The 12,735-nt window shown below is 48.8% G+C and carries 12 protein-coding genes; 7 read left to right on the top strand and 5 right to left on the bottom strand.

Translation table 11 applies throughout. The features are described 5' to 3' along the window. The first annotated feature begins 25 nt into the window (after positions 1–25). Positions 26–943: a hypothetical protein gene (locus tag M5B96_RS26365; protein WP_248799916.1), complete on the top strand. Its 918-nt coding sequence runs from the start codon at positions 26–28 to the stop codon at positions 941–943. 323 nt (positions 944–1,266) lie between these two features. On the opposite strand, the gene M5B96_RS26360 is transcribed toward M5B96_RS26365, so the two are convergent. Next, positions 1,267–2,295, bottom strand: a complete 1,029-nt coding sequence (locus M5B96_RS26360; protein WP_248799915.1) for a tetratricopeptide repeat protein — start codon at positions 2,293–2,295, stop codon at positions 1,267–1,269. 347 nt (positions 2,296–2,642) lie between these two features. Here M5B96_RS26360 and M5B96_RS26355 point away from each other — a divergent pair, with 347 nt between their 5' ends. The 4 genes from M5B96_RS26355 to M5B96_RS26340 all read left to right on the top strand — a co-directional run bounded on the left by M5B96_RS26355 (position 2,643) and on the right by M5B96_RS26340 (position 5,670). Next, positions 2,643–2,978 carry a helix-turn-helix domain-containing protein gene (locus M5B96_RS26355; RefSeq protein WP_248799914.1) on the top strand — a complete coding sequence of 112 codons (336 nt, stop codon included), beginning with the start codon at positions 2,643–2,645 and terminating at the stop codon, positions 2,976–2,978. A gap of 634 nt (positions 2,979–3,612) precedes the next feature. Next, positions 3,613–4,182, top strand: a complete 570-nt coding sequence (locus M5B96_RS26350; protein WP_248799913.1) for a recombinase family protein — start codon at positions 3,613–3,615, stop codon at positions 4,180–4,182. Between the two features lie 221 nt (positions 4,183–4,403). Further along, a complete protein-coding gene (locus M5B96_RS26345) occupies positions 4,404–5,423 on the top strand; it encodes a RelA/SpoT domain-containing protein (RefSeq protein WP_248799912.1) in 1,020 nt (339 codons plus the stop codon). 52 nt (positions 5,424–5,475) lie between these two features. Continuing rightward, positions 5,476–5,670: a hypothetical protein gene (locus tag M5B96_RS26340; protein WP_248799911.1), complete on the top strand. Its 195-nt coding sequence runs from the start codon at positions 5,476–5,478 to the stop codon at positions 5,668–5,670. A gap of 103 nt (positions 5,671–5,773) precedes the next feature. Here M5B96_RS26340 and M5B96_RS26335 read toward each other — a convergent pair whose 3' ends face one another. Then, on the bottom strand, positions 5,774–6,316 hold the full coding sequence (locus M5B96_RS26335) for a hypothetical protein (RefSeq protein WP_248799910.1): 543 nt from the start codon (positions 6,314–6,316) through the stop codon (positions 5,774–5,776). 346 nt (positions 6,317–6,662) lie between these two features. Between M5B96_RS26335 and M5B96_RS26330 the strand changes: the two genes are divergently transcribed. Both M5B96_RS26330 and M5B96_RS26325 read left to right on the top strand, forming a co-directional pair. After that, positions 6,663–6,935, top strand: a complete 273-nt coding sequence (locus M5B96_RS26330; protein ID WP_248799909.1) for a hypothetical protein — start codon at positions 6,663–6,665, stop codon at positions 6,933–6,935. A gap of 1,468 nt (positions 6,936–8,403) precedes the next feature. Beyond that, positions 8,404–9,606 carry a tyrosine-type recombinase/integrase gene (locus M5B96_RS26325; RefSeq protein ID WP_248799908.1) on the top strand — a complete coding sequence of 401 codons (1,203 nt, stop codon included), beginning with the start codon at positions 8,404–8,406 and terminating at the stop codon, positions 9,604–9,606. A gap of 404 nt (positions 9,607–10,010) precedes the next feature. On the opposite strand, the gene M5B96_RS26320 is transcribed toward M5B96_RS26325, so the two are convergent. From M5B96_RS26320 to M5B96_RS26310, 3 genes are all read right to left on the bottom strand, one after another. Further along, on the bottom strand, positions 10,011–10,832 hold the full coding sequence (locus M5B96_RS26320; protein WP_248799907.1) for a GIY-YIG nuclease family protein: 822 nt from the start codon (positions 10,830–10,832) through the stop codon (positions 10,011–10,013). A gap of 344 nt (positions 10,833–11,176) precedes the next feature. Further along, positions 11,177–11,437: a hypothetical protein gene (locus tag M5B96_RS26315; RefSeq protein ID WP_248799906.1), complete on the bottom strand. Its 261-nt coding sequence runs from the start codon at positions 11,435–11,437 to the stop codon at positions 11,177–11,179. A gap of 22 nt (positions 11,438–11,459) precedes the next feature. Next, entirely contained in the window at positions 11,460–12,209 is a 750-nt protein-coding gene (locus M5B96_RS26310; protein ID WP_248799905.1) for a hypothetical protein, read from the bottom strand. Between the last annotated feature and the right edge of the window lie 526 nt (positions 12,210–12,735).

Raw genomic sequence — 12,735 nt, 5'->3', positions numbered from 1 at the left:
TCTACTGACGGCACGGTGCTACTGCATGTCGGATCTCACCTTCATGTCTTCGTTCACGAACAACGTCTTGGTGATCTTTGACGGTCTTCATGACGATGAGAAGCAGAACGGGCGCTGGCTTGAAGAGACAGTGAACGACTTTTCCGCCACAATCCATAGACACGGTTACTGTACTAGATACCGCGTGTACGATGCCAAAGAGCTTTACGCAGTCCTCAAGATGGTTGAAGCAGATTGCAAGACAGGCATCACCAAGCCGGTTCTGCATTTCGAATGTCACGGGAACGCAGAGAGGGGATTGTTTCTCGCCCGTAGCGGCGAGTACGTTGGCTGGCAAACCCTGTTGCGTCTGGTGTCAGGGATCAACATAGCCAGTGGGAACAACACCGGTTTGGTGTTGGCTTCTTGCCACGAATTTGAGATTACGAAGTTAGTACAAATCGATCAACCGTGCCCCTTTCACTTTGCCTTAGGACCGGACACCTCTGTACAGGCTGGCAATCTCGACGACGAAATGACGGCGTTCTACCGAATGATTATGGCGACAGACGACCTGAATGCTGCCATGGGCGAGCTTGGGGAGCAGTACAAGAGCTTCCTCTGTACTGAATGGTTCTACCGTGAGTTTGCTATTTTCGTGACCAAGCATTTCTCTGGGAGAGCGAAGTCTGCCATGGCCGAAACCATTTTAGGTAATCTCGTTGCCATGAGAAGTAATAGCCGACTTAAAGAAATTCGTAAGAAGGTGAAGGACTACATTCGAACGCCAGCAATCGCGTTTCGTGATATTTCAAAGATGTTTCTTCATAACAAACAACCAGTGAGTTACGCCCAATTCGAAGCTTTTGTGAAACAAACTGACCTCGCTTTCCTCAACGAATACGCATTAAAAGCCCCTAAAACGGGGCTTCGTACCACGGTATTATCCAACCTTCAAACCTAGCCAAATGCACCAAGTATCAGTAGCGATGTAATGGTCACAATCACTGATGCAGCGGTCCATTTGACCGAACCTAGAAAAGTCGACTTGCTGGCCATGCCAAATCTAAACCCTACCCCCCACAACCTCCACTTATTGGCCGTATAAATTACCACCGGAGCTACAATAGCGGTAAGTATCCAGAAAAGTATACCCGGTTCTTGATTAGCCTTAGCTCCTGCAAGCGCAAACGGTACATATCCAGCGATAACGAGCAGCATTACAAACATTCTTTTCATAATCACAACCTCACAACAGTCTAATAAGTTGATACGCGAGTTAATTGTTCAGCGACGTGGTTGGTATTTTTCAAAATATTGTCTTGCTAATTCTTGTGCTGCCATCCGTTGAGATTCAGATAGATTACGACCGTAAAGATCCCGAGCATTTGTCGCTGGAAAATACCCATTGGCAGCAGAAACAGAAAACCAAACGTATGCTTGGGTATTATCTTTTGGAACCCCGTCACCCGTGAGATAGTGAGACGCAAGCCAGTACTGGGCACGACCGTTACCTTGTTCAGCTGACTTTCGGAACCAGATCATCGCCTCCTGAGGATTATGCACACCCCCTTCGCCCGCGTCGTATCTCATTCCGAGCAAGTACTGGGCATTTGGGTCGCTGGGCTCTGCCACTTTCTGAGTAGTTGTCGAGCTTACTCGCTTGTTCGTATCGCTCTGAACCTTTTGAAAACGAATTTGTTCAGCTACTTTGGCCTCTTGGACGCGCGCTTGTTCAGTTTTCTTCGCTCTTTGATCGAGAACTTTATCAGCAGCTTCAATACGTTGGACTCTAGCTTGCTCTTCGGCTTTGACAACAGGGTCGGCATAATAGTCGGCCTGGGCAATTTCCTGTTGATACGCAAACATCATATGCTGATGTTCATTGGAACGCCATTCAGAGTAAGCACTCACCGCAACACAATTCGCCGCTTTCAGAAAGTATTGCTGATCCAACTTCTTTTTTGGCCCAACTATATTAACCAGGTTAGATATAGCCTCTTGGCTTTGCGACTCCAAATCCTTATTTATAAAATCATGCCGTGCTGGCTTATACATTTCCTGCAATATCGCAATCAAATGCGGATCATACTCCCGCAACTCCTCAGAACTAAAGCTATTCTCCTTAAAAACATCAAAAGTAGCATATGCATACACCGCAGCAGTATAAGCATCTTGTGCAAACCCAGGAATGTCTGGATCAGGCAACACATCGCAGTCGGCCTTTATTCTCGAAATCATTTCTTTATCAACTTCGGCGGCAAATGCACCAACTGTAAACCCCATCAAACCACACAACACTATCGCCCGAAACATATCAGTTAATCCTTGATGAATGCACTACTTCCTTGCACAAACACAAGCATCATAAAAGAGCCTGGAACCTGTCAGAGCTGGAAGATTTTAACTTGATCGTCTAGCAACAATCGTCACCGTAGCTCCATCGATACGTCGACACGGGCTCCCGATAAGGCGAATGAAAAATCCCGACATACCTTCATTTCATCCTTCCTTTTTGACGTTTTCGGCTGACTAAACCTACCCAGATAGGTGACAGCCCAAAAATATTACCTGATGATAATTTACGCAAAAATACTATCATCACACGTCCTTCATAGCGATGAGAGCGGCTGCGAACATCCAGCTTTTGATTTGGATCGCTTATGACTCGGGATGCATTAACCATTTTCGGTCAACGGATCAGAGCCCTACGAAAAGCACAGGGTCTAACCCAAGCACAGCTTGCAGAGTCGTTAGGCTATGAACCAATGACGATAAGTAGATTTGAACGTGGCGAATACGGTCCAGGGTTTGATGCTATGCATGACCTGGCGCAGGCGTTGGGTGTTCCACTCGTATCACTTCTTCAATCTGAATCGAAGGAGCCGTTGAGTGCTGCCGAGCTCAGGCATCAACTGTGTGACATCGTTTACGACACCACAGACCCCAAGGTGTTAATGGAGATGATCAAATCCGTTCGAAAAATTGGCGGTCTTTAGCATCTAGATTTGAATCTCATTGCTGATCGCCGCTTGGATCTCATCGAGATTCACTCGCAATAGCGCACCCATGCTAGGCGCACCTAAAAAAACCCCGCGATGCGGGGCTTCTAGTGATTGAAAATCATGTACCCGGACTTCAACCTGGGCACTGCACGCTAATTATACTGGACCGTTTTAGCCAGATGGTGGTGCCATTGTAGTCATCTTTGGCCCAAGAATCAGTGACACTCACACAGTACCCATTGGATTTCTCAATGTGTTTTTTTGGGTAACCCTGTGGTTCTTCACCGACGCGAAGTAGGTCTGTATTTGTTGATACAACTGTTGTGTGATTGGATGTGCAACCGGCCAGTACTGCAATTGCGGCCAAAAAAATCAATTTGTATTTCATAAAAAATACCAGTGAATACCTGTATAAATTTACAGGGATGTCATTATGGAATCACACTAACTTTATCTTTGCAAGAAGAAAATCACCTCTCTTCATCCATCCATGAATAGGCATCATCAAAATACCGTTAAACGATACCTTTCAGACATGCGGTATACAGAATCATAAAAATATCGTTGTTGGATTTTTGATACCTCGATACACTGATACCACGTTAAACGACACCAAGGAGTCACCGACATGTCCCGCACCTTCCTTTACTGCCGTGTCAGTACCTCAACCCAGTTCACTGAGAACCAAGTGCAAGAAGTGAAGGCAGCGGGCTTTGATGTACAGGCCAGCCGGGTAGTTGAGGAAACCATCTCAGGTAGCATTGCCGCCAAGGAACGATCAGGCTTCCAGAAGCTGTTGGAACGCATGGAGGGTGGAGACGTACTGATCGTGACCAAACTGGACCGTCTTGGCCGAAACGCCATGGACGTACGTCAGACTGTCGAACACTTGGCAACTACCGGCATTCGTGTTCACTGTCTCGCCCTAGGTGGTGTAGACCTGACATCAGCAGCGGGCAAGATGACCATGCAGGTCCTGGGGGCTGTCGCGGAATTTGAAAGGGACTTGCTGATTGAACGCACACAGGCCGGTTTGAGACGCGCCAAAGCAGAAGGTAAGAAGTTAGGTCGTCCAGCAGCAAACGACACCACCGCGTCGGTACAACGTCTCAAGGCCATGGACATGACACAGGTACAAGTAGCGTCCGAGCTTGGCGTTGGCATTGCCACGGTCAAGCGTCACTGGAATAAAGCTTGATACCGCCCTGACACGCATCACACGGACCAGCAATTGATATTGGCTAAACGTGATCCTATCTTTGAAAAACAATCGATCTCAGTTGAGCGTATTGCTCAGCATCGAATGGCCCAGGTGATCACCGGGCACTGCCAGTAGCCGCTGGTAGCTTTTTATTGGCAATTCTCATACCCTCATTTTCAACCCCATTACCTGACGTTTAACGACAAGGATTAGGCTTGATGAGTGCAGCAGCTCCATTCTTTCCCGGTGGCTCAAAATCGCGTGTCAATGCTGCAGGGTATGCGATACGGGACAATAGTCCAACTCCCGAGGATGTGCGAGTTATTGATGAGTGGAGGGCTGCTCATCGGATCGTACTGAACACCTTTCAAGCGAGCCTCAGGACCCGTACGCGAGGCAAGCAGATTGTAGTCGCTCAACGCCACAAGCGTAAAAACACAATTTTCAACAAGCTTATGCGGTTGCCCAAAATGGAATTGTCCCGCATGGACGACGTTGCGGGTTGTCGTCTGATTTTTCGATCCATCAAAGATCTTTATGAGTTTAGGGATGATTTTCATAAGGCGCGTTTTAAACACAAACGCAAGAATGAAGTTGACAAGTACGACTATATAAAGAACCCTAAACCGACCGGTTACAGAGGTATTCATGATATTTACTCGTATGACGTGCGATCCAAGAACGGAGATCAATACCGAGGACTGCTTCTAGAGATCCAATACAGAACTCTCGTCCAGCACGCATGGGCAACGGCAGTTGAGGTGATTGGTTTTATTACTGAAAGCCAGCCAAAATTCCAGCAAGGCGATAAGAGATACGAGTACTGCATGGCGCTTGCGAGTGAAATTCTTAGCCGTGCACACGAAGGAAGAAAAGGACCATTTCCCGAGCTTGATGATGGAGAGATATTACAACGCTTTGAGCAAGTTAATGATGAAATTCATCTTATGAGGACGCTGAAAGGACTTGACTCAGCCGAGACAGTAGCCACAGAAAATAGAAACTCCATTCTAATATTCAAAGAGGATGGCAGTCTTGAAGTGAGAAGCTTCAAAGAGGCACCTGATGCTTTGAGAGAACTTTTTAGATTGGAGAGGGATTATCCTTCTCTTGACGTAGTTCTCGTAAAAGCTGATACGAACGAAGAAATTCGAATGGCATTCAAGAATTACTTCTCCGACGCTAAGGACTTCATCCGGCTGTTGACCGAGGGAATGAATATTTTGGCAGGTATATAATCATCCACCAAAAGCTATAAATCTACACCTCTGTTAATTTTATGGAGTGCATATGCCCTATGCGGCATCGCTGTACGTTATAACCGAAGCCATCACAGAAATCACTTTGGAGAAGCCCCCCTCCGACTACGTATCTTCAGAACGGGCTAAAGGGGCTAAATTGATCCGCCTTATCGGTATGGTCAAATCAAAAAATCGCCGCGCATATTTTTTTGCATTCCAGAGTTTTCTGGCTGCGAAACTTTAGTACAACACCTACACACAATGCAGAAAATACGCAAAACTTGATCTACCGCAATTTCTTGTGATTACATATACGGATACCTATGTGGGGCCGAATATGATTTTTATTACTGGCCAATCACAAAGGAAGCGCATTGTGTCTTCATGTACGAGTCGAATGAAATATCTTCCGGCCAAAGCGCAAGATTGACGACAATACCGCCGTATTTACTGACCACCCTACCCAGCACTTTTTTCGTATCCGAGGTCAGAATTACTGAATGGACTGACCTCGCGGCGAGTGATACATCAGCCTCGTTTTTGTATAGCCCCGTAGGCCGTAGCTTATCTTTGATGACCCCATTTTCCGAACTCAATATCTCGCTTTCCGCCAGATCGATAAACCTTCCGCAATCAAATCCTCCTACCCGCGATTCACCATCCGAGTTTGCTTCAGCAAAACCAAAGTAAGTGTCGGTAGTCACTGCTCCGCAGGTAATCCATTTCGTCACATAGACCTTCAATTCCTCGGGCAATGTCCGTATCTCAAACTCGGCTTCGCGAGTAATAGAGAAGACAAAATCGTCCACAGAAATATCGACCGCCAGGTCCACTTTCCGAGAAAACAGGTAATCCCAAGCATTATTGTCGATAAAAACGCTGACGGCCATACACTTAATCCTTACTGATAGATTCGTGGAAAAACCCTGTAGTGCACCTACTTGATTGAAGTTTCTAGGCCTATCACTTTCATTGTACGTCAGGACATTTGATCTGCCCCCCCCTACCGTATCGATCGAGCGTATGACGACCTAGCCTAGTCGAAGAAACCATTTCAGGACAGTTTGGGCGACCTTGTCGGGCAATCCTACGCGAAGAAACTGAAGGCTCTGAAGAAGAGTTTCGGTGTCACGCCTACCAACGGGTTCGCTTACGAATTCACAGAAGGCGACCTTAGCAGAATCCAAACCATCATCAATGAGTTGCGTGGTTTGCTGACAAAAGATTCCGCGCTTGATGAAGCGCCATAAACGACACCTCTTGAGGCGTCTAGAAGAATTGCAGAAGGAACTGCACAAGAAGGTTTTTGATTTGAGCCATTTCTATGGTCTGAAGGGTGATTTTGGTGTTGCCGTTGGCAAGCTGGATAAGGATGCCAAACCATTCACCGACCGGATCAAAGAGCTGATTGGCTTTGCATGGAAGGCCCAGGCCCGTGCGGAGCAGTTACCGAGTAGTGCCGAAAATCCGATGCTGGAATATCGTGGTGAGCCGCCAGTGTTGAGCTGAACTCTTATTCCGGGCAACAGAGGCCACCAAATCATCGAGAGCTTGGTGGCTTGTCGCTAACCGTTACCGAGGAGGGCTACGGTGGTGGTGACACACATCCTCCCATTCGCCGAAGCGGAACCGACGATATTGACGAACCGGCACGGTTTTGCTGCCGACGGTGGTGCGGGTAAAGCTAATTGACATGTCCAAAATGGTCAGTCCTCGATTACGTTGATTTGAGTCGCACGTGTCGAGAAACGACCACCGATCAATTGACAGTTGACTGAGCAGTCGTCAATTGGCTTTAATGGCGTCCTTCTCTCGACAGTGCTGAAAGGCATGCGTCGGAGATTACGGGTAGCCACGCCACGTTTGGCGACAGAAACGTGACTACTCGTAGACATCTTCAGCCGAGACCGCCTTCATTGGCGGTTTCTGCATTTCTGCGCCCACTATACTGTCATACCGATGGCTCTGCAAGCCCCTGTAAGCGCCTGTGGGCGTATTTCTTCGCTATACCATCATAAGTCCCATCCTATAACGCAATTGCGCTTCCTGAGGCCCTCAGGAGGCCCTTATTAGGGATTTTATAGCCCCCTTTCAGGCGCAACTCGCCTCTCCGAGAAAAGAGCCATTCTTAGAAAGGATGGGCAATTCGGATGCGTAAACCCTACATGTAGGGTTTTTTAGGGAGGCAACCACAAGATAATGCGTTTTCGAGGGTGATTGCAACGCACTACCTGTGGATAAGTCTGTGCGCAATTTGTGCATGAAAGCTTGAAAAGGTACGTAGGCCGCAGCAGGCCGAGATTGCACCGCCCGTCATTGTTTTTTGCCACTCAAACTGACGCGGGCGGATTTTTGCGGGCACTGACGTTAATACTCACCGGAGACAAAATCCTACGACAGGCAACGCGCTACCCGACGCACCATGCGCACCGCAAGACAACCAGCTCGCCTTAGCAACCGCCATTGAAGAGCTAGAGAAGTGGGCAGACGAAGACAGAGCCTACGATGTGATAGAACACGATAGGGATTGCCTAGAACATCTCGACCATACACAGGTGACGACAAACAGAGGGAATCGCACAGCCTGGCGCCCTGCAAGCTCAGTGCAGCACCCAGAACTATCGTATTGGCATGAAGGTGCGAGCGAACCACCATCGAGACAACGATAGCCACAGAGACCCGCAAACGAGCAGTACAAGGGAAATACTTTACGTACAACCACTACGTACAACCCAGAAACGAAAAAGCCCCACAGACCTTGATCTGCGGGGCTTTTCTATGTATGGCGGAGAGATAGACCGCCATTCTATTGTCCCGTAACGTCCGTAAAAATACATACACCCTAGATAATACAAGGTCTACAGCCTAGTATCCGTCCATTAGCGTCCAGAGAATTTCCGGTGAATCCCACAGCTAATGGGGGAACAAATGGGGGAACAGGCTCTTGGGCTCAACATTTTCTGGTGAGTGAACACACATGGGAAAACTAAATACAAAGCAGATCGAAAACCTGTCGGAGCCAGGCACCTACGAGGACGGAGATGGGCTGCGACTCGTGGTAAAGGCCAGTGGGAAGAAGTCTTGGGTCTTACGGTATCAGTTGGCCGGAACACGCCGGGAGATGGGATTGGGTGGATTCCCCGACGTGAAGCTGAAGGACGCACGTTCTGAGGCGGTGATTCAACGACAGCTCCTTCAAAAGAAGATCGACCCTCTCGCTGAGCGCGAGGCCACACGTTTGGCAGTGGCCAAAGCGGCACTCGCCGAACAAGCCAAGGCTATCACCTTCAAATCCGTTGCCCTGGACTACATTGCAGCTCATCGCTCCGGCTGGAAAAACGCGAAGCACGCCCAACAATGGGAAAATACGTTAACGACCTATGCCTTCCCCGTGCTGGAAAACTTAAGCGCCAAAGAGGTGGCCACTGAGCATGTACTCAAAGTGCTCACCCCGATATGGCAGGTCAAGCCAGAAACGGCTTCCCGTGTCCGTAACCGAATGGAAATGGTGCTTGATGCCGCGAAGGTGCGGGGACTGCGAGAAGGCGAAAATCCAGCCCGGTGGCGTGGGCATCTCGACAAACTGCTGCCTCCGCGCTCCAAGGTTAAAACCGTGGTCCATCACCCGGCACTACCGTGGGTAGAGATGCCTGCGTTCATGAAAGAAATAAGTAAGCATGACGAGCTCAGCTACAAAGCCATGCAGATGACCATCTTGACCGCGTGCAGAACAAACGAAGTTCTTGGTGCGACCTGGGATGAATTCGATCTAGAGAAGCGAGTCTGGAAAATACCTCCTCATCGGATGAAGGCTGCGAAGGAGCACCGCGTGCCATTGAGTCAAGCGGCCCTGGATCTGCTGAATGGCTTAATCCGGATTCGTGGTAATTCCCACATATTTCCAGGGGCTCGGGAAGGCAAGCATCTGTCCAACATGTCGATGCTCATGGGGCTTCGTCGCATGGGCCGCACTGATTTAACCATGCACGGCTTTCGCTCCACGTTTCGCGACTGGGCAGCGGAGTCGACTCAATATCCAAGAGAGGTCTGTGAACTGGCTTTGGCACATGTTCGGCAAGACAAGGTCGAGGCAGCCTATTTTCGCGGAGATCTGTTTGAGAAGCGTCAGGCCATGATGTCGGATTGGGCAGTGTTCGTGACTCAGCCTTCTGGTGAGTAATTTGCCCACTCCAAGCCATCTCCTGCATCGACAAGCGATGCAGGAGATGTTGGTTCTTTTTTTGCTCGATCGATGGTTCAACACCTCAAGAATCTAATATTATTTCTAGATCCATACGACACTCAAGCTGGCGCCCTGCCTCATCCGCGCCGGCTGCGCCTACAGCGATAGACCTTCCATGCCTTTGAACGACGCTACACCTTCCCACTCCGAGCCATCTCGCCGCTTCAGCGTTGCCCCGATGATGGACTGGACAGACTAACCGCTGTAACCCCCATTAAACCTGCCACATAACCCATTGTGTTTTCTAAATGTAGCAAGTTTTAAGCAACCATTCCTTTCTCCAAAGCCACAATAAATCTAGAGCTTGTTCATAAGTCGACGCAATTGCGCCCGCTGGATGACTAATTGCGGTTGTAACCGTAAGATCTAGTCAGCAAGATTTCCTTCCAGTGATTCTCTCGGGCATCGATATCGGCCTTCATCGTGTGCAGGTCTGCGATTTCTAGCAATGAGAAGCGCAAATCGTTCTGGCGCTCCGGTGGCGCATCAATGCCAAACTCTTGCTTGAGTGCTACGTTGTGGCCGTGGCTGGTGGTCGAGTAAGTACACCAGCGCCCCCAAATGCCGGTCTCGCCATCGGCTTTGCCCACATAGAGCTTCCCGGTCTGGATATCAGTGATGAGGTAAATGCCCTTGACGCTCGACAGAGCCGAGCGCCAAGAGTCAACATTTTGCAGCACCACTACATCGAGCTGTTTTTTGGTCAGATTGACCTTCTTGAATCCGGGGAAATGGCCAATGCTCAGGCGTTCGGCCAGCAGTTCAGAAACCACTAGGTCACCCACTAAGGTCTCACCGTACGGGTAGGAGTTGCGCCTGGTGTAGCTGCTGCTCAGGTACAGTCGACCCACCCATTCTTCAGCCGCCGGTACACGTTCCAGGTCGTAGACGTAATCAGGCTTGAGACCACCTATTTCCACGCAATCAATCGTCCGAAACAACCCAGCAAACAACCAACGGGTTGGACTGCCGGCCTGAATAAGCGAAACCACGAAAGGAAGTTTAAAATTGCGGTTGCTTTGCCGACTCTGCCACTTATCGAAGCCACCTTGAATGAACACATCAAGCGGGTGGTCCTCGCCGTTGTACCTGGCCAAGTGGACCTTAGCCTTTTCCGGTGTAAACGTCGGCTCCCACAGCTTCAACAAGTCGAACAGGTTCAACGTAGCACTCCCTAAACAGTAAGGATCGCAAGTGTATTCCTTGTGGACTGGGAGTGCACCACCGAAAGCAAGCAAGGTTCGACTGAGGTAGGAGCAAACGTTTTTTGCAGCGCGCTGTCCACCGCCGTTGAAAACGTAGGCTATATCAAACAGGGCTTAGCGAAGCTAAGGCTCACGGATAGCTAACTAGGCACACCCCGAATGTGGTGAGTGTTAGCCGAATGCACTCGCAATTGTTGTCCATCACCAAGGGCAGCTTCGGACACGGGGTTAACTGTGGCAGCAAGCAAACAAAGTATAATAGAGAACGTTCAACGCATCAGTCGACTGCCGGCCAAAAACCATCATTGATATTTATTCAATACCACCGCCGGACGTGCCGTTCCTTCGTCATAGTAAAACTGGTTATTTTCCCGACACTTCAAAGGCGAGACGGCCAGTGTTAAACTCCCCCCGTATAGCCAACCACAAAAATAAAATGCAAGAAGATTGTGGGTGGCTGCGTCACGAACTTGAGAACCTCCTACAAGCAAAATAGCTTCAAGATTATCAATTTTACCGCATTGAAACGACTCGTCCATATCAACAAGCACACGACGCGCCACCTAGCCCAACATACAAACCAAATCAATCATCTTTGACCGAAACAATTTGAGGAGTTAAGCGAGTATTTACATCTGACAAACGCGATCTTATAACAGCTAAAGCTTCAAGAGACTTTTGAATACTAGTCTCATCTATGGTCGAACTACCGGAAAAAATATTTGATATTTCCTTAGGGTCGATCCCTATAATATCTACAGTGATAGATCCAGTAACATTCCCCTGTTTCGCCGCCACGCCAAGCGCCAGCAAACTGTTCAGATCCACATTTGTCTTAGTAGTAATAATTTCCGCAGTTAATCGCATCCCCACTCCTACTCGTCCAGAGCTTTGGATAACTTTAGTTTTCTCATTAACAATCCGCTCTACCTTATACTTAAAATAATCCAGATACACTCGATATCGACCTGTATCAGCCGTAGTGTTAGCAACTAAATATGACAGTCGCCCTGAAGCATCTACCTTTGCTATAGTCATACTTGAGTATTGGTTTGGTAGAATTGCACTTATATTTTCATTGGTTAACTCACCCCAATCCCGGGATATAACACTCCCATCGGGTAATATTTTATTCATGAAAGGCACAGGGATAGGATCAACCGGACGATACTCCTTGTAATCTTTAGCATCAAGGATCGGGATTGATGTAGATTCAGCGTTAGATTTCAATCCATCATAGGTTTTGCAACCCGCTAGGGCCAAGCACACTACAGGTATTACAAAAAAAAGCCTCATCCCCATCCCCTCCACCTGTTCATCCATAGTCGCCAGCATGTTGGGTATAGCTCATTCGAAAAATCTTGCCAGGGCTAGTTGAAACTACCGCCGCGCTGAATCTGATCGAGCTCCTTCCCCCCGTGGCTGTCCTGTACAGCGTCGAGAGCGGCCGATCGTAACCACCCACAACTGAGCACACCCCGATTGTGCTGGGGTATGCGAGGGATAGGGCAGAAAAGCACCGTAATCGCTGACTGCAACGCCCTACCGTGGAGGCTTGCATAAACGCATAATGGGCATTGGATGGCATGGTTTGGCGTATGATTTGCCCCATTTTTGCCCCATACTCGTGACCTGGATGGCCTGTCGCTGACCGAGGGATTCGAACCCCTCCTACTTACGCCCCCCCGGTATGGACTTTAGAACGCAGTGATTTCGATCACTACGCAAGGCGTATCCCGACGCCTGCCGGTTCCGGTTCTAACCTAAATTTCGCCTCGATACCCCGCCCCCCTCTGAGCCACTGTTGTGGGCTTTGAAAAGTCGGAGCGCAAGACCTGCACTGGCGTGGCCTGCTTTCCAA

Source organism: Pseudomonas sp. MWU13-2105, assembly GCF_023242315.1.
In the GTDB taxonomy this organism is placed as follows: Bacteria; Pseudomonadota; Gammaproteobacteria; order Pseudomonadales; family Pseudomonadaceae; genus Aquipseudomonas.
This window is presented reverse-complemented; position numbering and strand designations above follow the sequence as displayed.

What these genes read in the sequence shown, in the direction of transcription:
- M5B96_RS26365 (WP_248799916.1), top strand. Translation starts at nt 26, where the DNA reads ATGTCGGATCTCACCTTCATGTCTTCGTTCACGAACAACGTCTTGGTG.
- M5B96_RS26360 (WP_248799915.1), bottom strand. Translation starts at nt 2,295, where the DNA reads ATGTTTCGGGCGATAGTGTTGTGTGGTTTGATGGGGTTTACAGTTGGT.
- M5B96_RS26355 (WP_248799914.1), top strand. Translation starts at nt 2,643, where the DNA reads ATGACTCGGGATGCATTAACCATTTTCGGTCAACGGATCAGAGCCCTA.
- M5B96_RS26350 (WP_248799913.1), top strand. Translation starts at nt 3,613, where the DNA reads ATGTCCCGCACCTTCCTTTACTGCCGTGTCAGTACCTCAACCCAGTTC.
- M5B96_RS26345 (WP_248799912.1), top strand. Translation starts at nt 4,404, where the DNA reads ATGAGTGCAGCAGCTCCATTCTTTCCCGGTGGCTCAAAATCGCGTGTC.
- M5B96_RS26340 (WP_248799911.1), top strand. Translation starts at nt 5,476, where the DNA reads ATGCCCTATGCGGCATCGCTGTACGTTATAACCGAAGCCATCACAGAA.
- M5B96_RS26335 (WP_248799910.1), bottom strand. Translation starts at nt 6,316, where the DNA reads ATGGCCGTCAGCGTTTTTATCGACAATAATGCTTGGGATTACCTGTTT.
- M5B96_RS26330 (WP_248799909.1), top strand. Translation starts at nt 6,663, where the DNA reads ATGAAGCGCCATAAACGACACCTCTTGAGGCGTCTAGAAGAATTGCAG.
- M5B96_RS26325 (WP_248799908.1), top strand. Translation starts at nt 8,404, where the DNA reads ATGGGAAAACTAAATACAAAGCAGATCGAAAACCTGTCGGAGCCAGGC.
- M5B96_RS26310 (WP_248799905.1), bottom strand. Translation starts at nt 12,209, where the DNA reads ATGCTGGCGACTATGGATGAACAGGTGGAGGGGATGGGGATGAGGCTT.